Origin of the sequence: Nonomuraea endophytica (assembly GCF_014203235.1) — a bacterium.
Classification (GTDB): Bacteria; Actinomycetota; Actinomycetes; order Streptosporangiales; family Streptosporangiaceae; genus Nonomuraea; species Nonomuraea endophytica.
The window spans coordinates 92168-112122 of the sequence record NZ_JACHIN010000020.1 but is presented as its reverse complement, the minus strand read 5'-3'; the positions used below and the strand labels follow the sequence as shown (position 1 = coordinate 112122).

Annotated in this window: 24 protein-coding genes; 13 read left to right on the top strand and 11 right to left on the bottom strand. The window is 68.4% G+C overall.

Features of this window, described 5'->3' with window-relative positions:
- Positions 1-30: 30 nt before the first annotated feature.
- A complete protein-coding gene (locus HNR40_RS47035) occupies positions 31-705 on the top strand; it encodes a DUF4386 family protein (RefSeq protein ID WP_184973613.1) in 675 nt (224 codons plus the stop codon).
- Positions 706-751: 46 nt separating this feature from the next.
- On the opposite strand, the gene ppk2 is transcribed toward HNR40_RS47035, so the two are convergent.
- Both ppk2 and HNR40_RS47025 read right to left on the bottom strand, forming a co-directional pair.
- Positions 752-1549: a polyphosphate kinase 2 gene (ppk2, locus tag HNR40_RS47030; RefSeq protein ID WP_184973611.1), complete on the bottom strand. Its 798-nt coding sequence runs from the start codon at positions 1547-1549 to the stop codon at positions 752-754.
- A 197-nt stretch (positions 1550-1746) separates the two neighbouring features.
- Complete coding sequence (locus HNR40_RS47025) at positions 1747-1977, bottom strand: hypothetical protein (RefSeq protein WP_184973609.1); 231 nt, start codon at positions 1975-1977, stop codon at positions 1747-1749.
- Positions 1978-2279: 302 nt separating this feature from the next.
- Here HNR40_RS47025 and HNR40_RS47020 point away from each other — a divergent pair, with 302 nt between their 5' ends.
- Positions 2280-2762, top strand: a complete 483-nt coding sequence (locus tag HNR40_RS47020; RefSeq protein WP_246510660.1) for a hypothetical protein — start codon at positions 2280-2282, stop codon at positions 2760-2762.
- Here HNR40_RS47020 and HNR40_RS47015 read toward each other — a convergent pair.
- A complete protein-coding gene (locus HNR40_RS47015) occupies positions 2755-3480 on the bottom strand; it encodes a cytidylate kinase family protein (protein ID WP_184973607.1) in 726 nt (241 codons plus the stop codon). The two genes, HNR40_RS47020 and HNR40_RS47015, sit on opposite strands and share 8 nt — an antisense overlap.
- A 223-nt stretch (positions 3481-3703) precedes the next feature.
- Between HNR40_RS47015 and HNR40_RS47010 the strand changes: the two genes are divergently transcribed.
- Together HNR40_RS47010 and HNR40_RS47005 are read left to right on the top strand one after the other, a co-directional pair.
- Entirely contained in the window at positions 3704-3988 is a 285-nt protein-coding gene (locus HNR40_RS47010) for a hypothetical protein (RefSeq protein WP_184973605.1), read from the top strand.
- Positions 3985-4260, top strand: coding sequence for a hypothetical protein (locus tag HNR40_RS47005; RefSeq protein ID WP_184973603.1), 276 nt, complete (start codon positions 3985-3987; stop codon positions 4258-4260). The genes HNR40_RS47010 and HNR40_RS47005 overlap by 4 nt, the downstream gene beginning before the upstream one ends.
- A 74-nt stretch (positions 4261-4334) precedes the next feature.
- On the opposite strand, the gene HNR40_RS47000 is transcribed toward HNR40_RS47005, so the two are convergent.
- Positions 4335-7010, bottom strand: a complete 2676-nt coding sequence (locus HNR40_RS47000; RefSeq protein WP_246510688.1) for a glycoside hydrolase family 3 N-terminal domain-containing protein — start codon at positions 7008-7010, stop codon at positions 4335-4337.
- 445 nt (positions 7011-7455) lie between these two features.
- Here HNR40_RS47000 and HNR40_RS46995 point away from each other — a divergent pair, with 445 nt between their 5' ends.
- Both HNR40_RS46995 and HNR40_RS46990 read left to right on the top strand, forming a co-directional pair.
- The gene (locus tag HNR40_RS46995) at positions 7456-9318 is read left to right on the top strand and encodes a ricin-type beta-trefoil lectin domain protein (RefSeq protein ID WP_184973599.1); all 1863 of its coding nucleotides are present in this window, start codon (positions 7456-7458) and stop codon (positions 9316-9318) included.
- Positions 9319-9479: 161 nt separating this feature from the next.
- On the top strand, positions 9480-9842 hold the full coding sequence (locus HNR40_RS46990) for a hypothetical protein (protein ID WP_184973598.1): 363 nt from the start codon (positions 9480-9482) through the stop codon (positions 9840-9842).
- A gap of 73 nt (positions 9843-9915) precedes the next feature.
- On the opposite strand, the gene HNR40_RS46985 is transcribed toward HNR40_RS46990, so the two are convergent.
- The 3 genes from HNR40_RS46985 to HNR40_RS46975 are packed head-to-tail and all read right to left on the bottom strand — an operon-like array spanning position 9916 to position 10819.
- Entirely contained in the window at positions 9916-10224 is a 309-nt protein-coding gene (locus tag HNR40_RS46985; RefSeq protein ID WP_184973596.1) for a hypothetical protein, read from the bottom strand.
- 52 nt (positions 10225-10276) lie between these two features.
- On the bottom strand, positions 10277-10522 hold the full coding sequence (locus tag HNR40_RS46980) for a hypothetical protein (protein ID WP_184973594.1): 246 nt from the start codon (positions 10520-10522) through the stop codon (positions 10277-10279).
- Between the two features lie 12 nt (positions 10523-10534).
- Positions 10535-10819 (bottom strand): hypothetical protein, encoded by a 285-nt coding sequence (locus tag HNR40_RS46975; protein ID WP_184973593.1) that lies wholly within the window; start codon positions 10817-10819, stop codon positions 10535-10537.
- 163 nt (positions 10820-10982) lie between these two features.
- On the opposite strand from HNR40_RS46975, the gene HNR40_RS46970 reads away from it, so the two are divergent.
- The 4 genes from HNR40_RS46970 to HNR40_RS46955 all read left to right on the top strand — a co-directional run bounded on the left by HNR40_RS46970 (position 10983) and on the right by HNR40_RS46955 (position 15090).
- Complete coding sequence (locus HNR40_RS46970) at positions 10983-11294, top strand: hypothetical protein (protein ID WP_184973591.1); 312 nt, start codon at positions 10983-10985, stop codon at positions 11292-11294.
- A gap of 113 nt (positions 11295-11407) precedes the next feature.
- Entirely contained in the window at positions 11408-11905 is a 498-nt protein-coding gene (locus HNR40_RS46965; protein ID WP_184973589.1) for a (2Fe-2S)-binding protein, read from the top strand.
- A gap of 3 nt (positions 11906-11908) precedes the next feature.
- On the top strand, positions 11909-12898 hold the full coding sequence (locus HNR40_RS46960; protein WP_184973587.1) for an FAD binding domain-containing protein: 990 nt from the start codon (positions 11909-11911) through the stop codon (positions 12896-12898).
- Positions 12895-15090, top strand: a complete 2196-nt coding sequence (locus tag HNR40_RS46955; RefSeq protein WP_184973586.1) for a xanthine dehydrogenase family protein molybdopterin-binding subunit — start codon at positions 12895-12897, stop codon at positions 15088-15090. Before HNR40_RS46960 ends, HNR40_RS46955 begins: the two co-directional genes overlap by 4 nt.
- 17 nt (positions 15091-15107) lie before the next feature.
- Here HNR40_RS46955 and HNR40_RS46950 read toward each other — a convergent pair whose 3' ends face one another.
- Both HNR40_RS46950 and HNR40_RS46945 read right to left on the bottom strand, forming a co-directional pair.
- Positions 15108-15506 (bottom strand): hypothetical protein, encoded by a 399-nt coding sequence (locus tag HNR40_RS46950; protein WP_184973583.1) that lies wholly within the window; start codon positions 15504-15506, stop codon positions 15108-15110.
- A gap of 95 nt (positions 15507-15601) precedes the next feature.
- Entirely contained in the window at positions 15602-16015 is a 414-nt protein-coding gene (locus HNR40_RS46945; protein WP_184973581.1) for a VOC family protein, read from the bottom strand.
- Between the two features lie 116 nt (positions 16016-16131).
- Here HNR40_RS46945 and HNR40_RS46940 point away from each other — a divergent pair, with 116 nt between their 5' ends.
- From HNR40_RS46940 to HNR40_RS46930, 3 genes are read left to right on the top strand one after another with little or no spacing between them, the layout of a single operon-like run.
- Entirely contained in the window at positions 16132-17004 is an 873-nt protein-coding gene (locus HNR40_RS46940; protein WP_184973579.1) for a sigma-70 family RNA polymerase sigma factor, read from the top strand.
- Positions 17001-17525, top strand: a complete 525-nt coding sequence (locus tag HNR40_RS46935) for a VOC family protein (RefSeq protein WP_184973577.1) — start codon at positions 17001-17003, stop codon at positions 17523-17525. The genes HNR40_RS46940 and HNR40_RS46935 overlap by 4 nt, the downstream gene beginning before the upstream one ends.
- Positions 17443-17886 (top strand): YdeI/OmpD-associated family protein, encoded by a 444-nt coding sequence (locus HNR40_RS46930; protein WP_184973576.1) that lies wholly within the window; start codon positions 17443-17445, stop codon positions 17884-17886. The genes HNR40_RS46935 and HNR40_RS46930 overlap by 83 nt, the downstream gene beginning before the upstream one ends.
- Here HNR40_RS46930 and HNR40_RS46925 read toward each other — a convergent pair whose 3' ends face one another.
- Positions 17887-18345: a hypothetical protein gene (locus tag HNR40_RS46925; RefSeq protein ID WP_184973574.1), complete on the bottom strand. Its 459-nt coding sequence runs from the start codon at positions 18343-18345 to the stop codon at positions 17887-17889.
- An 11-nt stretch (positions 18346-18356) separates the two neighbouring features.
- The gene (locus HNR40_RS46920) at positions 18357-19802 is read right to left on the bottom strand and encodes a NucA/NucB deoxyribonuclease domain-containing protein (RefSeq protein WP_246510658.1); all 1446 of its coding nucleotides are present in this window, start codon (positions 19800-19802) and stop codon (positions 18357-18359) included.
- Positions 19803-19955 lie beyond the last annotated feature (153 nt).

Below are 19955 nucleotides of genomic sequence, written 5' to 3'. Positions count from 1 at the left end.
GCTAAACATCGTTCAGAGTTAGGGGCTCTCATGAGATGGACCATGATCGTCAGCGTGCTCGCCGCCAACCTGGCGTTTGTCGGGCTCGCCATCACCTTCGACTACCCGGGCGTGCTCGACGAGCCGCCCGCCGCGATCCTGGCTGCCTTCACCGCCGGCCAGGCCGCGATCTCCGCCTGGTTCCTGGTGCTCGCCCTGGCGGCGGCGGCGCTCGTCCCGGCCGCCGTCCTGCTCGGCCGCCGCCTGCCTCCCGGGCCCGCGGCCACGCTGTCCGTCCACGTCGGGGTGCTGGCCGGCCTCGTCCAGATGCTGGGGCTGCTGCGCTGGCCGTTCGCCGTGCCCGCACTGGCACACGCGCCCGATCCGCAGAGCGCGCAGACCGTCTTCACCGCGCTGCACGGCTACCTGGGCACCGGCATCGGCGAAACCCTGGGCTACCTGCTCACCTCCGCCTGGACCGTGCTGGTCCTGGCCGCCCTGCCCCGAGTCCCGCGCTGGTTCGCCGTGCTGGGCGTCGCCTCCGCGGCGGCGATCGCGGCCGGGGTACTGGTCCCCCTCGGTCTGGCCGGCGCCGACCTGGCCAACTTCGTCGGCTACCTCGCCTGGAGCCTCTGGGCGCTCTGCCTGGCCGTGCTCTACGGGGGAAAGCTCCGGCCTTCGGACGAGCGCGCGGCGGAGACCAGCGCGCTCGCCACCGGCCGGTAGACCACTCAGACTCGGTCCCCCGTGCCTGGCTCCATGATCGGTGCGTCTAGCCCAGGATCGTGGACACGTCGGGCACGGTGGTCTCCGATCTCCGGGGTGGGCGCTGGTAGCCGGTCGGGGCGGGCCGTTGCGGGATCTTGAGCTTGGCTCGCCGTACCTTCTCGTAGGGGATCGTGGACAGCAGGTGCGCGATCATGTTGATCCTGGCCCGCCGTTTGTCCTGGCTCTCCACGTCGTACCAGGGCGCCTCGGGGATGTCGGTGTGCACCAGCATCTCGTCCTTGGCCCGCGAGTAGTCCTCCCAGCGCACGATCGACTCCAGGTCCATCGGCGACAGCTTCCATCGCCGCATCGGGTCCTCCAGCCGCGAGCGGAACCGCCGCTCCTGCTCCTCGTCGCTCACCGAGAACCAGTACTTGCGCAGCATGATCCCGTCCTCCACCAGCAACCGCTCGAAGATCGGGCACTGGTGCAGGAAACGCGTGTATTCCTCGTGGGTGCAGAACCCCATCACGCGCTCGACGCCCGCCCGGTTGTACCAGCTCCGGTCGAACAACACGATCTCCCCCTTGGCGGGCAGATGATCCACGTACCGCTGGAAATACCACTGCGACCGCTCACGCTCGGTCGGCGCCGGCAGCGCGACGATCCTGGCGACCCGCGGGTTCAGGTATTCGGCGACCCGCTTGATCGTGCTTCCCTTGCCCGCCGCGTCACGCCCCTCGAAGATCACCACCACGCGCTGCCCTGACACGCGCACCCATTCCTGCAGCTTCACGAGCTCTCCCTGCAACCTGAAGAGCTCTTTCTCGTACGGCTTGCGCGGCAAGCGACTCGGCTTCATAAATCTTTTGTTCCCCCGGCCACCGAAGTCGCGCATGGAAACACGGGTGGCATCAACGCGGTATGGGTGATCATGCGTGGGCGAGGCGGACGGCTTCGGGGTGAGGCCGGTCCAGCGGCGGAAGGCGCGGTAGAAGGAGTTGGTGTCGTCGTAGGCGAGGAGGTAGGCGACCTGGGAGGTGGTCAGGGACCGGTCGGTCAGGTAGCCGCGGCGAGATTTTCCCTGGTGTCGCTGAGGACGGCCTGGTAGCTGGTGTTCTCCGCCTGTAGTTGCCGCTGGAGCGTGCGCGGGCTGAGCATGAGCTGGCCGGCGACGGCGTTGATCGAGCTCTCGCCGGCCGGCAGGCATTCGTGCAGCGCGGCGCGGACGCGGTCGGCCGTGGTGGCGGACGCTTGGAGTTCGGACAGGCGTTGGCGCAGTTCGGGCACGCTCGGCTCCTTCGTTCGGAGGAGGCGCTCGGCCCCCTGACGACCAAGAGACGCCGACGGCATGAACCATGTGACAGACCGGCTTTGTGACGTGCCCCACCGAGTGACCTCTCGCATGGTGGGGCTCTTTCCACCACCTGGGCCCAGGCCCCGTGGGAACGTACCCGCCACTGACGTCTGACCAGCGTGGACGACCTCGTGAGTCAGACGCAGTTGGTGCTGGGTCAGGCCGATGTGGATCTCGGATCGAGGATGTCAGAACCTTTACCGGTGTTCCGCAGTCAAAGCAGAACATGATGAAGATGATGATCGGAACCTCGCTCCTTGCCGGTTCGCTGCTGGTCTCCGGCGCCACCGCGGCGGCCGCCCAGACGAAGCCGACCCTGGGCCCCTATGGTTATGGCGCCGTCAAGCTCGGCCTGACCGTCAAGCAGGCCAAAGCCACGGGTGCCGTCGTCAAGAAGATGCCGGGCGGCAGCGGCTGCTCCGGCTGGGACCTGAAGAGTTTCCCGACCCCCAAGGACTCGGTCGGCATCTACATTTCCCCGAAGGTGGGACTGGCCGCCATCTTCGCCGCTAAGGGCATGAAAACCCCCGAAGGCATCAAGATCGGCTCCACGGCCAAGCAGGTGAAAGCCGCCTACCCGCGCGTCAAGAAGGACGCCCACGGCTTTTACGTGACCACGGTCCCCGGCAACAAGAAGGCCTACTACTCCTTCGGCGTCACGCGCGGCAAGGTCACCGAGTACGGCATCGCGCTCAACAAGCAGGACTGTTTCAACTAGTGCCCCGGTTGGACCCGCTGCGGTCCGAGCGAGTGTCAGATGAGGGTGGCCGGACTTCCCAGGCCGGCCGTTGGAGCTGGTCGTTGTACACGATGACGTCGGCGTGGTCGGCTGGGCGGGCTGTGGCGAAGTAGAGCTGCTGCGCGGGGATGTAGCGGTCGCGCCAGGACCGTTCGATGTCGGCGGTGTCGGCGCTGGATCCGGCCAGCGCCGCGTTTCGGTCCCGGGCGCGATCTACCGTCTGCTCGAACGGGACGGACACGAAGATGCTCAGGTCCCACCGGTCGATGAGTTCCGGGCGCAGGAGGAAGACGCCGTCGAAGAGCAGCACGGCGTCTTCGGGGGCGGTCGTGGCCGGCGGGGTGTCGGTGTCCGCGTCGTAGACCGTGTGCCGGAACCTCCGGTCTCCGCCCGGCCCCAGCGGATCGAGCAGGACCCGGCACAGCGCGGGGTGGTCGTGGGCGTCGAAGTAGCAGCCTTCGGCCGAGTACTTCCCGCGTCGGTAGCGCTGTGCACGGGGGACGAGGAAGTCGTCGATGGTCGCGCGGATGACGTCGCGCTCCCGCGCGCGCAGGACGACGGCGAGTTCGTCGGCCAGCGTGGTCTTGCCTGCGGCGGGCGGCCCGTCGATGGCGACCCGCGATGGGTGCGCGGTCGTGACGGACCTGATCGCCTCGGCCAGCCCGCTGATGAGCTCGCCGCGGGTGCCTTGGTTCATCGCTGCCTTTCACGGTGTGAGTCTCGTGGGCTGAGCTGCGGTCATGCGGCGTGATGGTATTCGCCGATCATGCCGGTGACGACCGGGCGAATTCATGAGATGTGATGACATGACAGGTTGGCGGGGAAATATCCATGCCAACCGGTGACGTCTGCCTCTGGGCGGCGTGGGGCGGTCTTCCTAGCGTGGGACGAAAACCGCAGCACGCCCAGGAGGGAACATCGTGCCACTCATCCGGCGCGCCGCCGTCGCCGCCCTGGCCGCGGCGGCCCTCGCCGCCTCGCCGCTCTTCGCCGGAACCGCCCACGCCGTGGGCACCCACACCTGCTTCAGCGGCAGGGTCACCCAGGGGCACATCTCGGCCAACCCCTGCGACGGCTGGGGTGGTGCCGACGTCATCGTCGTGCTCCGGTTCGGCCAGGACGCGGGCACCTACCGCTGCCAAACCGCCTTCTCCTGGAACGGCTTCCTCGGAGCCGACGGTTGCCGGCCGGAGGCGTCGCCATGAAGACGCTGATCGCGGCCATCGCCGTCGCCACGATCTCGGCGGGAGCACCCACACCGCCGCCCGCCGATCGGGCCTACGTGTGCGACTCGGGCATCTACTACTTCAACCCGCTGGCCAGCACCATGAACATCATGGCGAGCGGATGCACCGGCCCGTCGGGATACGGGCCCGCCACCATCACCCTGCTGTCCGGAGTGATGTCCCCACCGCAGACCTTCTCCTGCCGGATGGCCTCGATGCTCGACGGGCGGGTGCTCGGCAGTTCCTGCTGAGCCGCACCGTGGAGTCGACGCTGCGCCCACGACAGCGCCCTGCGAGCCTCATGTGGCCGTGAGCTCCCCAAAGGTCAGCGGTTGAACCGGAACCAGTTGAGGTTGAGGAAGTCTCCGGCGCCGGACGCGGTGAAGGTCAGGTAGACGGTTTGCACGCCGGGGGCGGAGCCGGTCAGGTTCGTCGTGATGCTCGTCCAGGTCTGCCAGCCTCCTGTAGGCGAGATGGGCACGCTGGCGATGACCGGGCCCGTGGTGCTTCCGAGGCGGTACTGGATGGTGCCGCCCGTGCTCGCGCCCGAGGCGACGCGGGAGGTCACCGAGACCGCGGCCGGGGTGCCGAAGTCGACGTTGGTGTAGGCGAGCCAGTCGCCGGTGGTGATCCAGCCGACGTTCTGGCCGCCGCCGGTGTCGGTGGTCGTCTCGAGCTGGGTGCCGGACTGCGAGGCGTAGGACTCGGCCTGCCGTGTCTGGTACGCGCTTCCGCCGCCGGAGCGGTTGGCCTGCCACCAGTTGACGTTGACCAGATCGCCGGCGCCAGAGCTGGTGAACGTCACGTAGACGTTCTGCAGCCCGGTCACCGAGCCGGTCACGTTCGCGGTGACGCTGGTCCAGGTCTGCCAGCCTCCGGTGGAGGTGACGGGCACGCTGGCGAAGACCGGGCCCGTGGTGCTTCCGGTGCGGAACTGGACGGTTCCGGATGTGGACGCTCCCGAGGCGATCCGGGCGGTGATCGACGCCGGTGAGGTGGCGCCGAACTGCATGCCGGGATAAGCCAGCCAGTCACCGGGGGCGATGAAGCCGACGTTCTGGCCGCCGCCGGTGTCGGTGGTCGTCTCAAGCTGGGTACCGGACTGCGAGGCGTAGGACTCGGCCTGCACCACCTGGTAGGGGTCGCGCTCGACCGTGCCGCCGTACGCCAGGCCGAAGCCGTACGGGAACAGCGCGGGCTTGCCGTCGCCGTCGTTGATCGGTTGCTGGCCGGCGTTCTGCATCCAGGTCGACGGCAGCTTGCCGGTGGGGTTGTGGTCGCCGAAGAGCACGTCGGCGACGCCGGCGCCTTCGGTACCCGGTAGCCAGGCCGCCAGGAGCGCGTTCCAGTTGGGCAGCTGCGTCGCGATGTCGAGCGGACGGCCGGAGATGAGGACGACGATCACCGGCACTCCCGCGGCCCGCAGCGTCGAGACGACCTGCAGGTCGGCGGCGTCCAGCCCCATGCCGGACGGCCGGTCGCCCGCGCCTTCGGCGTACGGCGTCTCCCCCACCACGGCGATGGCCGCCTGGTAGGTGTTGTTGATGCCGGAGCCGGTGGCGTTGTAGGTGACGGTCGTCGAGGCCCCGACGGCGTTGCGGATGCCCTGCAGGATCGTCGTGCCCGGGGTGGTCGCCCCGCTGCCGCCCTGCCAGGAGATCGTCCAGCCGCCGCTCTGGTGCCCGATGTTGTCGGCGTTCTTGCCCGCCACGAAGATGCGGTTGTTGTTCTTCGCCAGCGGCAGGATGTTGCCCGCGTTCTTGAGCAACACCTGTGATTCGCGTACCGCCTGCCGGGCGAGCGTGCGGTGTGCCGCGCTGCCGACCGTCGGAGTCAGGGACCGGTCCGTCAGCGGCCGTTCGAACAAGCCGAGTTCGACCTTCTTGGTCAGAATGCGGCGGTTGGCGTCGTCGATACGACTCATGGGGACACGTCCCGCCTGCACCTCGGCGCGGAGCATCGAGATGAAGGCACGCCACTCGTGCGGCACCATCACCATGTCGATGCCGGCGTTGACCGCCTGCCGTACCTCTGCGGCTGTGAAGCCCGTGGCTCCGTCGATCTGGTCGATGCCGTTCCAGTCGGAGACGACCAAGCCGGTGAAGCCGAGCTCGCCCTTGAGCAGGGTCGTGATCAGGTATTGGTGGCCGTGGGATTTGACGCCGTTCCAGCTGCTGTAAGTGATCATGACCGAGCCGACGCCGGCGCGTATCGACTCGACGAACGGAGGCAGGTGGATCGCCCGCAGGTCGGCCTCCGACACCTGGGTGTTGCCCTGGTCGGTGCCGTTGGTGGTGCCGCCGTCGCCGATGTAGTGCTTGGCGGTCGCGAGCACCGACGCCGGCGTGCCCAGCGTGGCGCCCTGCAGACCGGTGGTGTACGGCGCCGCGTACGACGTGGCGATCTCGGGTTTCTCGCCGAACGACTCGTAGGTGCGTCCCCAGCGGTCGTTGCGCGCGACGCACAGGCAGGGCGCGAAGTCCCAGTCGACGCCGGTTCCGGCGACCTCTCGCGCGGTGGCCTGGGCGATCTGCCCGATCAGGGAGGGGTTGCGGGCGGCGCCGAGACCGATGTTGTGCGGGAAGATCGTCGCGCCGGCCACGTTGTTGTGGCCGTGGACGGCGTCGGCGCCGTAGATCAGCGGAATGCCCAGCCGGTTGGCCAGTGCGGCGTTCTGGTACCCGTCGTACATGTTCGCCCAGGACGTCGCGTTGTTGGGCGACGGCGCCGACCCTCCGCCGGATAGCAGCGAGCCGAGACTATTGCTCGTGATGTCGGCGTTGCTGACCGCGGCCCGTTCCGCCTGGGTCATCTGGCCGATCTTCTCATCCAGCGTCATCCGGGCGAGCAGATCGTCCACGCGGTCCGCGACGGACAGCGCCGGATCGTGGTACGGCAGGTGGTCGGCCGTCGCGACCGACGCGTTCGTCAGTACGGCGGCGGCGACGACAGCAGCGGCCACGAACAGGCGGGTCTTCGGGGCTCTGCCGAGAAGGCGCATCACGGATCTCCCTTGGCCGGGGCCCGCGTTCGGCGGTCAGGCGAGGAACGCGGCGTGGTGCGGCGCACAGACCCCCGTCACGCCAGGGGCTGACGGGCCTCGAAATGGTCCGGATGCCCGGTCCAGCCGGACATCAGCCGAGGATGACCCGGCGCCCCGGGCTGCCCGGCCCACGACGACGGCACCGTGAACGAACCACGCCCGGGCCGGTCATGTCAATCGGTGCGTGGGCGGAGTTCGGCCAATCCTTTTCTTAAGTATTGAGAAAAGCCGACTGTGCCGATTGACACGAGTATGGCGGCAGTGTTTCGCTCGGTTTGCGCATGACCTTCGAGGACCGTTCACGTCCACCCAGGGCGTGGCGGGGTCTGGCCGCCCACCCCCCGCGCCGGTGGCTTCACGCCCCCGGCGGGCGAGACCGTGTCCGAGCAAGGGAGTCCCGTCCATGCCCCGCCCCGCTTTACGCCTCCTTGTCGTCGCTGCGATCGTCACCGCCACGTCCGTCACCGCCACCGCCGCCCAAGCAGCGGGCGAAACCGTCTCCGTGTACCTCACGACGACCTCGGACGGCGGCGGCCGTACCGTCACCCGAGGACTTCAGCAGCAGGCGTCCGTCAACTTCGGCCCGCCCGGCGGAACCGCGAACCAGACGATCAACGTCAACGAAGGGGTCACCTATCAGACCTTCGAGGGCGGCGGTGCGTCGATCACGGACACCACCGCCTACCTGCTGCGCGGCGGACCGATCAGCGCCGCCACCCGCGACGCCGTGATGAGCAGGCTGTTCAGCCCGGCGAACGGCATCGGCCTGTCGTTCGTCCGCAACCCGATCGGCGCCTCCGACCTGTCCAGGCCCGGCATGGTCTCCCTCGACGACACGTGCTGCGACCTCAACGACTTCAACACCAACGGATACGACACGAACGTCCGCCTGCTCACCCAGCAGGCCAGGCAGCTCAACCCGGCGTTGCGCGTCAAAGGCGTCCCCTGGAGCGCCCCCGGCTGGATGAAGGACAACGGCCGGATGGACCACATGGGCTGGCTCAAGTGGGAGTACTACCCGATGTACGCCCAGTACCTGGTCAAGTACGTCCAGGCGTACCAGGCGGCGGGCGTGCCGATGAATTACGTCTCGGTGCAGAACGAGCCGCACTGCTGTCAGGCGTCCAATCCGACGGCCATGAACTACCCGGGCATGGACTGGACGCCGTCCGGGCTCGTCGAGTTCACGAAGAACCATCTCTATCCGGCGTTCCGGGCGGCCGGCATCACCACGAAGGTGCTCGTCCACGACTGGAACTACGGCGACTACGCGAGCTTCGGCTCCGGAATCCTCGCCGACGCGGGGGTGCGCAACGACCCGCTGTTCGGCGGCATCGCCTGGCACGACTACTTCGGCAGCCCGTCGACCGGCACGAGCGTGCACAACACCTATCCGTCGGTCAGGCAGTTCAGCACCGAGCACTCCGGCGGCACCTGGGTCTCGAACCAGCACAACGAGGACCTGGGCGACATCATCGAACACGGGCGCAACTGGTCCAGCTCGATCGTCAAGTGGAGCCTGGCGCTCAACCAGTTCATGGGCCCGCACAACGGCGGCTGCGGCACCTGCACCGGCCTGATCACCGTGCAGGAGGGCGGCCCCCGCGCGGGCCAGGTCGACAACACGATCGAGTACTACACGACCGGACATCTGACCAAGTTCGTACGGCCCGGCGCCGTCCGCATCGACTCCAACAACGGCGCCGTCCAGAACATCGCCTGGCGCAACACCGACGGGACGAAAGCCCTGATCGCCCACAACGCCGGCACGTCCGCCCAGTCCATCCGGGTGAACTGGAGCAGCCAGTCCTTCGTCTACACGCTGCCCGCCCGGACCACCGCCACCTTCACCTGGCAGAACAACGTCAGCACACCCACTCCCACCGGCCCCATCACGGGCCTGGCCGGCAAGTGCGTGGACGTCGCCGGCGGCGGCACGGCCAACGGCACACCCGTCCAGCTCAACACCTGCGACGGAACCTCCGCCCAGTCGTGGACCCGCGCCACCGACGGCACCCTCCGCGCCCTGGGCAAGTGCCTGGACGTCAACGGCCCGAGTACCGCCGACGGCACCGTCACCCACCTGTGGGACTGTCACTCCGGCGCCAGCCAGAAATGGACCTATGACCCGGCCGGCGGCCACCTGACCAACCAGTACGCGGCCAAGTGCCTCGACGTCACGGGCAACAGCTCCACCGACGGCACCCGCCTGCAGATCTGGACCTGCCACTCGGGCGCCAACCAGTCCTGGACGATGCCCACCTGATCAGGGGCAACCGCCGATCCTCGACGGCGAACGCCCGGAACGGCCCGGCTCGGGCCGTCCCCAGGGGGCCGGTGCTGCCCGGCGCCGGCCCCCTGGCACTGGCGAACCATCTATCGTGCGGGAGCGACGAACCCTGTAGTCGACCATCGCGGAGGCCGTACATGACACCCATCGCCAAGGGCCTCGGGCTGGTCGTTCTCGGCATCGCGCTGGGTGTGGCGCTGTCGGTCGCGGCGCGGTGGCCGAGGTCCGAGGTGGTATATCGCGGCGATCAGCCGGCCACGGTGGCGTACACCGACGATTCCAAGCATGTGCTGGCGCTGGTTCGCCGGAGTGCCCTGCTCGGGGAGTCACACCAGATCGTCGTCGGCCGGGATCCCAGCCTTTCCTACGGCCATCGGGTGGACATCGAAACGTCCGCTGGTGTGAAGACGACCGAGTGGACGACCGCCGGGGTGCGGGTGCTTTTCGACAGCGGGCACGAGCTGTTCATTCCCGCCCGGTTCTTCATCGGCGGCCGGTGACAAAGCTTTTGAACTATCTTGAAGACATGGGGACGGCGGGTGTTAGGCGCACCCGCCGTCCTGAAAATGGCCGCTACCCGCCGAACTGGTAGCGGATCCGCCGTCCCACGTCCTCGTGCCTGGATTCGTCGATCTTGTGCCCCTCACGCGTCAGGCGGTCGCGCAGGGGCGTGAAAAGAGTGTCGAGCAACGCGACACCCACGCCGGGAATCACCTCCGTGAAGAGGGGGACAGCGCCGTTGGGGTTGCCTTCCACGACGTAGGCGCAGGGGACCTTGTGGCCCTCGCGGATCGTGTTGTTGGACCCCACGACGAGGCCCTTGATGGTGCTGCCGTCGGCCATCTTGATGTCGACGACGTCACCAAAGTGGATCTGCGACATTGCCAGACCCCTTCCTGACTAGGCGACCTTGGTCGCATGGGTGGGTTTTTGATCACGAATGGACCACCTCCGTGATCAGCGACTCCTCGGTGGCGAGCGCCTCCGAGGTGTTGAGGCCGTTGGCCTCCCTCCACTGGCTGTGAAGGCGCATGGAGTGGGCGACGATGTACTCCTCCAGCGCGGTTGAGATCAGGGCCGACATCGAGTCGTGTCCGAGCGGCTCCAACATCTCCGTGGCGTCCTTGTGGAGGCCGGCGTCGAGGTTCACCGTCACCTTTCTGGGCTGAGACTGCGGCATAGCTGTCCCCCTCTACCTGCGGTCGCAGAGCGGACCCGAGTCGAATCGGGGTGCCCGCCTGCCTGCGCGGTGATTCGTGAAGCCCCCCTCCACGGTCGTGATGACGAGAACGAGCAGAAGGCCCATGAGCACGGTCATCAAGATCTGGAGAGAGGCGGGGTTGGAGGAGAGCCCCGCGAGCGAGATGACGAGCAGGCCCCCGCAGGCTGCCGCCATCCCCCTCGCGAGGACCCCCAGGGTCTCGACGAATCCCACCGCGTCGGCAGGATCGCGATTACCGGTGTGTGCGTTGTGCATGCAACCTCCTGTGTTGCGTTGGATCGGTGCTGGATGTTCATGCGGCCCATGAGGGTACGACCGCATGCCATACAATCTACCCTACAGTTTGTAAGGCGATAGGCCTTACCTGATGTAGGAGCCAAAGCGACTTATGAGCCCCCCGGCACCTGATCTCGACCTGTTGCTCATCGAGAACTTCGTCATCGCCGACGCCCGTCCGGGTCGACGCCGGCCACTTCTCCGCATCGTCAAGCGTCGGCTCGTCCAGGCCTTCGCGTTCGCGATCACCGCCGCGGTGTTGGTCCAGGGTTGCCTCGCGTGGCCCGCGATCGCTCAAGCACTCGGCCTCCTCCTCGGCGCGAGCGTCCTGACCTGCGCGCTGACCGTCGCCGGCCTCGCGGGAAGGATCTTCGACCGCCTCACCGCCGACGACCGGCCGCGGTACGACGGCTTCGAGAGCTGTCCGGGCAAAGACGTGCCGCGCGGGCGTTGACGCACGGCCGGAGATCTTTTCCACTCCCAGCACAGCGCTTGGTGGATACTTGCGGCTTTTGTCGATTTCGATGGGAGGTCTGACCCCGATCCAGAACTCAGAAGCGAGGCGCGATGAACACGGCCGCAAGCACACGCCTTCAGGAGCAGTCAGTGGAGGTCACGCTCAACGTCAACGGCTCCGCTCACCCGCTGCGCCTCGATGCCCGGGTCACCCTGCTGGACGCCTTGCGTGACCACCTGGGCCTGACCGGCGCGAAGAAGGGGTGCGACCAGGGCGCCTGCGGGGCGTGCACGGTGCTTCTCGACGGCAGGCGGGTGGTGGCGTGCCTGACGCTCGCCGCCCAGTGCGAGGAGCGCGAGGTCACCACCATCGAAGCGCTCTCCGAGGAAGGCACGCCGCACCCGGTTCAGGCGGCCTTCGCCCGGCACGACGCCTTCCAGTGCGGCTACTGCACGCCGGGGCAGATCATGTCGGCCGTGGCGCTGCTGGCCGAAGGCCGGGCCGGATCGGAGGAGGAGATCCGCGAGTTCATGAGCGGCAACCTGTGCCGCTGCGGCGCCTATCCGAACATCCGCAAGGCGATTCGCGACGTGGCGGAAGAGGGCTGAGCGATGCGTCCCTTCGAGTACGTGCGGGCCGTGGACGCCGGGCAGGCCGTGGCGCTGGTCAGCGCCGACCCGGACACCTCCTATCTGGCGGGCGGCACCACCCAGCTCGACCTGATGAAGGACGGCGTGCTGCGGCCCGCCCGGCTGGTCGACGTCACCCGGCTGCCGCTGAGCGGCGTCACCTCCACCGGCTCGGCCATCCGCGTCGGCGCGACCACCACCATGGAGGAACTGGCCGCCGATCCCGTCGTGATCGAGCGCTTGCCGTTCATCAGAGAGGCGCTTCTGCTCGGAGCCTCCACGCAACTACGGAACCTGGCCACGATCGGCGGCAACCTCCTCCAGCGGGCCCGGTGCCGCTACTTCCGCGATCCGGCCGTCGAGGCGTGCAACAAGCGTGACCCGGGCTCGGGGTGCGCCGCGATCACGGGGTTCGCCCGGATGCACGCCATTCTGGGCACCAGCGACCACTGCATCGCCCTGCACGCCTCCGACGTCGCGGTTCCGCTGGTCGCGCTGGACTCCGTGGTGCACGTCCAAGGGGTGGACGGCCCGCGCGGCATCCCGCTGACCGAGTTCTACCGGCCGCCCGGCGACACCCCGCACATCGAGAACGTGCTTCGCCACGGCGAGCTGATCACCGCCGTCGAGGTGCCGCTGCTGCCCGAGGGGGCGAGGTCGCACTACCTGAAGGTCCGCGACCGGGTCTCCTACGAGTTCGCGCTCACCTCGGCCGGCGCGGCCCTGGTGATCCAGGACGGCCTGATCACCTCGGCCAGGGTCGCGCTGGGCGGGGTCGGCACCCTGCCGTGGCGTTCATGGGAGGCGGAACGTGTCCTGCGGGACGCGCCCGCGACCCGGGAGACCTTCCGCGCCGCCGCGGACGCCGCCCTCGAAGGCGCCAGGACGCTGCCGGGCACGGCGTTCAAGGTGGACCTGGCCAAGCGCACCCTCGTACGCACGCTCGAAACCATCGCAGGAGCACGAGCATGACCGCGATCATCGGCGCGGGTATCGACCGCGTGGACGCGGCGCTGAAGGTGACAGGCAGCGCGAACTACCCCAATGACGTCGCCTACCCCGGCCTGGCGCACGCGGCCCTGGTGCGCGCGACCGTCGCCGCCGGACGGATCCGCGCCATCGACACCTCGGCGGCCGAGGCCGCGCCGGGCGTGCTGACCGTCATCACGCACCTCACCGCGCCGCGGCTCGACCGCGGGCCGATGACGCTGCTGGGACCGTCCCCGCCCGCCCCGATTCAGGACGACCGCATCCTGCACCATGGCCAGCACGTCGCCATCGTGGTGGCCGACAGCCCGGAGCGGGCCAGGCACGCCGCCTCGCTGGTGCGGGTCGAGTACGAGACGGTCAAGGCGCTGCTGGACCTCGACGACCCACGCGCGGAGGTCACCGCCAATCCGTGGAACCTGGACACCGACCGCGGCGACGTGGCCGCCGGGTTCGCCGCGGCCGACGTGGTGGTCGAAGGCACGTACACCACGCCGGACAACACCAACAACCCGCTCGGACTGATGTCCACGGTCGCGATCTGGCACGGCGACTCGCTCACCGTGCACGACTCCACGCAGTGGCCGCACAATGTACGCACGTCGCTGGCGAAGATCTTCAAGGTTCCGGAGAGCGGTATCCGGGTCCTGGCCCCGTACGTCGGCGGCGGCTTCGGCGCCGGACTGCGGATGTGGCCGCACGTCATCCTGACCGTGCTGGCCGCTCGCGAGGTGGGCCGGCCGGTGAAGCTCGTGCTCACCCGGCCGGAGATGTTCACCTCGGTGGGGCACCGTCCGCACAGTGTCATGCGCTTCAAACTCGGCGCCACCCGGGACGGCCGCCTGATGGCGATCGACGCCGACGGCGTCTCGCCGGTGGCGATGGAGGACGACGACTACGAGCCGGTCTCGCTCTGCGCGGCCACCGCGTACGGCTGCTCCCATGTACGCACCCGGGACCGGCAGGTCCGGCTCAACATTCCCTGCCCGGGTTCGATGCGGGCTCCCGCCGAGGGCCAGGGCAACTTCGGCCTGGAGTCGGCCGTCGACGAGCTCGCCCACGCCCTCGGCATGGACCCGCTGGAGCTGCGGCTGCGCAACTTCGCCCAAGCCGACCCGGAGTCCGGCCTGCCCTGGTCGAGCAACGCGCTCCGCGAGTGCTACCGGCTGGGCGCCGAGCGGTTCGGCTGGTCGCGCCGCACGCCGCAGCCGGGCTCGATGCGCGAAGGCCGCTGGCTGATCGGGTACGGCATGGCCGCCGTCTCCTACCCCGCGTACCAGGTGCCGTGCCAGGCCCGCGCCTCGCTGCACCGGGACGGATCGGCGTTCGTGCGCAGCGCGGCCACCGACATCGGGACCGGCACGTACACGGTGATGACCCAGCTCGCGGCCGAGTCGCTCGGCCTGGACGTGTCGCGGGTGCGGTTCGACCTCGGCGACTCCGACATGCCGTACTCACCGCAAGCGGGCGGGTCCGGGCTCACCGGGGCGCTGGGCAACGCCGTGCACCTCGCCTGCCGGCGGCTCGTCGGGGACGTCCTCGACCTGGTCCGCGACGACGCGAACTCGCCGCTGCGCGGGATGAAGCTCGACGACGTCACCGTTGACCAGGGCCGCGTCCACCGCGTCGGCATTCCCGAACAGGGTGAGGCCTACAGCGACATCCTGGCCCGGCACGGCGTGGAGGAACTCAGCGCCGACGGCAGGAGCATCCCGCCACGGTCGGAGGACCTGGGGATGGCGGTCGCGGGCGCGTTCGGGGCCAAGTTCGTCGAGGTGCGCGTCGACCCCGACCTGGGGTTGCTGCGTGTGGCCCGGGTGGTCTCGGCCATCGACGGCGGGCGCGTACTCAACGAGAAGACGGCCACCAGCCAGATCGTCGGCGGCACCGTCGGCGGCATCAGCCAGGCCATGTTCGAGGACACGGCCACCGACCGGGAGACCGGCCGCATCGCCAACGCCACCTTCGGCGACTACCTCATCCCGGTCAACGCCGACATCCCCGACATCGACGTGATCTTCGTCGGGGAGCCCGACCCGGCCACCCCGATCGGCACCAAGGGCGTCGGCGAGGTCGGGCTCGTCGGCCTGGCGGCGGCCATCGCGAACGCCGTCCACCACGCCACGGGCCGCCGCATCCGCACACTGCCGATCACCATCGACCAGCTCATGCTCTGACGCCCATCCGGAGACCGCTATTCGCGGCCACCAAGGTGGGTGAGGCGGTGCTGGGCGGCCCGAGCGCTGTCGAGGCCCAGTGCCGCCGCGACCTGCCGCCAGGTGAGACCGGCCGCCCGTGCCTGGGTGATGACCTGGCACTCCATCGTGTCCAGGTCCGCGTGGGAGCGTTTGATCATGCGCAGCGCGTCGATCCAGTCCTCCGCGGTCGGCTGGGGCGGCGGGGCCGCGCCGAGCACGTGCCGAACGAGGTCATGGGCCGACGTCCGCTCCGGCCGGCACCGCTCGTGCTCGTTGCCGAATCGCCGCAGCAGGCGGCTGCGGGCATCGCTCTCGACGGCGAGCCGAGCACGGATGGCGGCGGCCCATTCCGGGCCCACGACGTCGTCCAGGTCCTCGCTGACGCCATCCCACATCTTCGGTCCTTCACTATGCCGTCGGCGTCGACACGATCCCCGTGCCGACGCCGAGCTCACTTCTCCGTGCCGGTCGGCAGTGGCCTTACCGCTCCCTACTCCGCGTACGGCTGGTCCGTGCCGTGGCCGCTGTAGCCGAGGCTCCAGATGTAGCCGTCCGGGTCGGCGAAGACGCCGCCGTACCCGCCCCACGGCAGGGCGCCGGCCGGCTTGAGGATCGTGGCGCCGGCCTTTTGAGCCTCTGCGATGATCTCGTCGACCCGCTTCTCGCTACGGACGACGTAGGTCAGCACCAGCCCAGTGAAGCCGCTGCCTTCCGGGCTCGTGCCCACCTGGTCGGCCAGGCCGTCGCGACCGTAGAAGCCGACGGGCGAGGCACCGTCCGATTCGAAGAACACCGAGATGCCGTAGTCGTCCTTGATCTTCCAGCCGAGCCCCTCGGTGTAGAACCGCTTGGCCGCGTCCATGTCCCTGACGCCGAGCAGAATCGAGCTGACGTGCGCTTTCATGTCTTTTCTCCGTGTGTACTAGAGGTGAACCACTGAGGCCGGACACCCGGGGGCGTCACATCGGTGTGGGTTCGCCGGTCAATAGGTATGACCGGCGAAACGGAGGAATGTGACAGATGGCCGAGCAGAATTGGCTGAGTGAGCGATTCACCGAGCACCAGGACCGCTTGCACGCGCTGGCCTACCGGATGCTCGGCTCATCCGGCGAGGCCGAGGACGCGGTGCAGGAGACCTGGCTGCGGGTCAGTCGCTCCGACACCGGCGAGCTGGAGAACCCGGCCGCCTGGCTGACCACGATCGTCGCCCGCGTCTGCCTGAACATGCTTGAGGCACGCCGCAACCGGCGCGAGGAGTCGGCCGGGGCGCTCCCGCCGGAACCGGTCCCTCCGGACCCGGGCACCCACCGGAGTGGCCAGGCCGGCCCGGAGGAGGAGGCGCTGCTGGCCGACTCCGTCGGTGTCGCGCTGATGGTGGTGCTGGACACGCTGACTCCGGCCGAGCGGCTCGCGTTCGTCCTGCATGACGTCTTCGCGGTGTCGTTCGGTGAGATCGGCGGGATCATCGACCGTTCCCCGGCGGCGGCCCGGCAACTCGCCAGCCGCGCCCGGCGCCGGCTGCAAGGTGCGGCCGACGCCTCCGACGCCGCGCGATCGCCGAAGCGGGAGATCGTCGCCGCCTTCCTCGCGGCCTCCCGCAACGGCGACTTCGCCGCGCTGCTGGAACTGCTCGATCCGGAGGTCGTGGTCGGCGAGATGCACGGCAACCAGGAGGTGGCGGCCTTCTTCGCCGGACGGGCCGAGGCCGCCCGGCTCGCTCTGGTGGACGGCGTCGCGGCGGCCGCCTGGTTCCATCTCGGCCGGCCGAAGGCCGTCTTCGCGTTCACCATCAGCGACGGGAAGATCACCCGCATCGCCATCGACACCGATCCGGAACGGCTGCGCGACCTCGACATCATCGCGCTCACCACCAGTGACAGGGAGCGGCGGTGACCGGCCCGGCTCTCCAGCTCGCCTCGTGCGCCCTGGCCGTCCACGACGTCGACGAGGCGCTCGGCTTCTACCGGGACGTGCTCGGCTTCGAGGTGGGCGACGGCGTCGTACTCCAGGGAACGAGGTGGGTGAGCGTCAGCCCGCCCACGCAACCCGACCTGCGACTCCTCCTCGGCACGGACCTGGGTGCGCAGGACCTCATGACCTCGCGACTGCTGAGCTGCCTCACCTTCGTGACCGACGACTGCGACGCCACCTTCGAGCACATCGAGGCCGCGGGCGCCGAGGTGATGCAAGAACCGATCGACCAGCCCGACGGCGCCCGGGACTGTGCATTCCTTGACCCATCAGGCAATATGCTGCGATTCACCGAACCGAGACCGGGCTCGGGGTCGATCGGGCTGATCCGAAGGCGATACACGACAACAGGAGCAGATCATGAAGTTCCGAGCCCACGTCGAGCCCGTGGAGCCGATGAGGGGGCTGGAAGTTCCCGAAGAGGTCGTGGAGGCGCTCGGTGAAGGCAAGCGCCCCAGGGTGATCATCACCGTCAACGGCCACACGTGGAAGAGCCGGGTCGCCATCATGCGCGGTCGCTACCTGCTCGGCCTCAGCAACGCCAACCGGCAGGCCGCCGGTGTCGTGACCGGTGACGAGGTCGAGGTAGAGGTGGAGTTCGATGCCGATCCACCTGTCGTGGTAGCGCCCGAGGACTTCGCCGGTGCCCTGGACTCCGACCCGATCGCCCGAGCCGCCTACGACCGCCTGGCCCCCGGCCGCCGGCGTGAACACGTGCTCGCCATCGAAAGCGCGAAGAAGCCCGAGACCCGCGTCCGGCGGATCGAGAAGGCCCTGGAAACGCTGCGAAACCAGAATTCCTGATCATTCGGGCCACACCCGGACCAGGAACCGCTCGACATCCGGGGGGATCTCCTCTACTTCCGGGTCGAATGCCAGCCGGCGCGCCTCGTGCCTGCCCGAGGCGTAAACCTGCACGTGGTAGTGCCCCGGAGCGCCGGTCGGGATCTCGGGACTGGCCGCGAACTCCATCATTCCCGAGACGTACATGCGGCCCTCGGTCAGGCGGATGCGGGTGTGCTCTTCCTCCTCCCATCCCTTTGTGGGAGGGGGTTCGGACGTCCACGCCTCCAGCCGGACATGGCTGTCGTGGAGGAACTCCGTCTCGCTCATCAGATAGAGCATGTCGAGCCCGCCGTAACACATGCGCCGGTTTCTGAAGTCGACTTTGATCATCTCGTCATAACGGACGCCGACGACGATGATCATGCAGTTGTCGGGCGGGAGCGACGTCTCCGTGACTCCGAGCAAGACGGGGTTCATCCGAAGGTCCTTCAGTGCTTCTGCACGACGTGAACGTAGAAGAGGTCCAGGTCTTTGTACAGGATGCGTTGCCTGCGGTAGAAGGCCTTGAGTTCCTGTCCGGCCTGGTGATTGTCGTCGCGGTCGACCCAGGCCACCGAGAAGTCCCAGCTCGGGTTGCTCGCACCCTGAACGGTGGTCGCGAAGGGGAACTCGTCGCATTGCTGACCGGACGCCGGCGGCCCCGGTAGCCCGGTGAGCCGGTATTCGCCCCTGCGATGGCAGGCGCGCGACTTGGTCGCCGCGTTGGCCGTCCATTCGGGGCCGTTGTAGGCGACTCGCTCCAGGACGGAATTCAGGTCCGGCGGATTGGTGTACTTGCCGGGAATTCTCTTGGGATGACTCTCACGCGGGTAGGTGATGTCGGGCTGCGTCAACGCCGTTTGAATGTGGTTGGCGACGTCGTGGACGTCCGAGCGTGAGCCGTCCGCGTCGAAAAGCGCGTACTGGATCCTCGGCACCACGTCATGAAAGAGGCAGGCCTTCTGCCGGGCGCCGGAAATGTAGGTGGCGGAGTCACATCGCAGCATGTAATCGGTGCTGGACCATGCGCTGATGAGCCCGCTCTTGCCCATGGCGAAGACTATTTTGTGGTAGCTCCACTTCTCCGCCGCGTGTCCCTGCGTTTCGTCCGACGTCACCAGCCAGGAGACGAACCCGCCGGCCCCGGGGATGGCGGCCCGCCACCCGGTGAGCGATTTGGTGCGCATCATCGTCGGTACGGCACAGCCCGGCGTCGACCCGCCGGGAATGCACGCGGGCACGAAGCCGTACTGGTCGCTCGGCCGGTGATCGGGGCCTATGGAGAAGACGAACGTGGGCTTCATGAAGATCTTGACCTGGCGACGGCCGTCGTCGCGCCCGAAGCCGTAGTACGTGTGGTTGATCAGCGTGACGCTCGGCAGCCTGGTGCGGGCGTTGATCGTGATTCTCCAGCCCACGTAGTGTTCACACCAGACGAACCGGCTCCGGAAGATGCCGTACTTGCCGGACTTGGCGTCCTTGCAGAAGGCGACCAGTGCCTGGCTGGGCCGGCGTGGCGGCTTCTGGGCGAAGGTCGTCGCGCCTTCCGTGAATTCCGCGTCGTCTTCGGTCAGCTCGCCCGGGGGAACGTCCTCTTCCCAGGCGGGTTCTTCTGGGCTTCCGGTCAGGAAGGGCGCCGTTTGCTCCCCTTCCAGGGCCCGCGTCCTGGGGTCGGCTTCCTCGGCGAGGCGGGGGTCGCCCGGCGGATCCAGGTAGAGGGTCTTTCCATCCCATCGGGCATAGGAGGCGGGGATTACGCCTTCCCGGGATTCGCCCGCCGGGATGTCCACCGGATTTCCGGAAATAACGAGGACGGGGGGGTCGGCTTGTTCCACTGGTTCGGCCGTTGCCGGTACGGCGGTGATGAGCTGGGTGACGAGCGTGGCCGCGGCCAATGCCGCGATGGATAACCTGCGATTCATGGCATTCCTTTTCGGAGAAAGTCGAATCCATGAGCTGTGCGGTGGACCCGATGGCTCCTTTCTTGAGGGACACCGCAACAGTTGGCGATCCATCTATTGGCGACAAGAGCGCGGAACTGTTCCGAA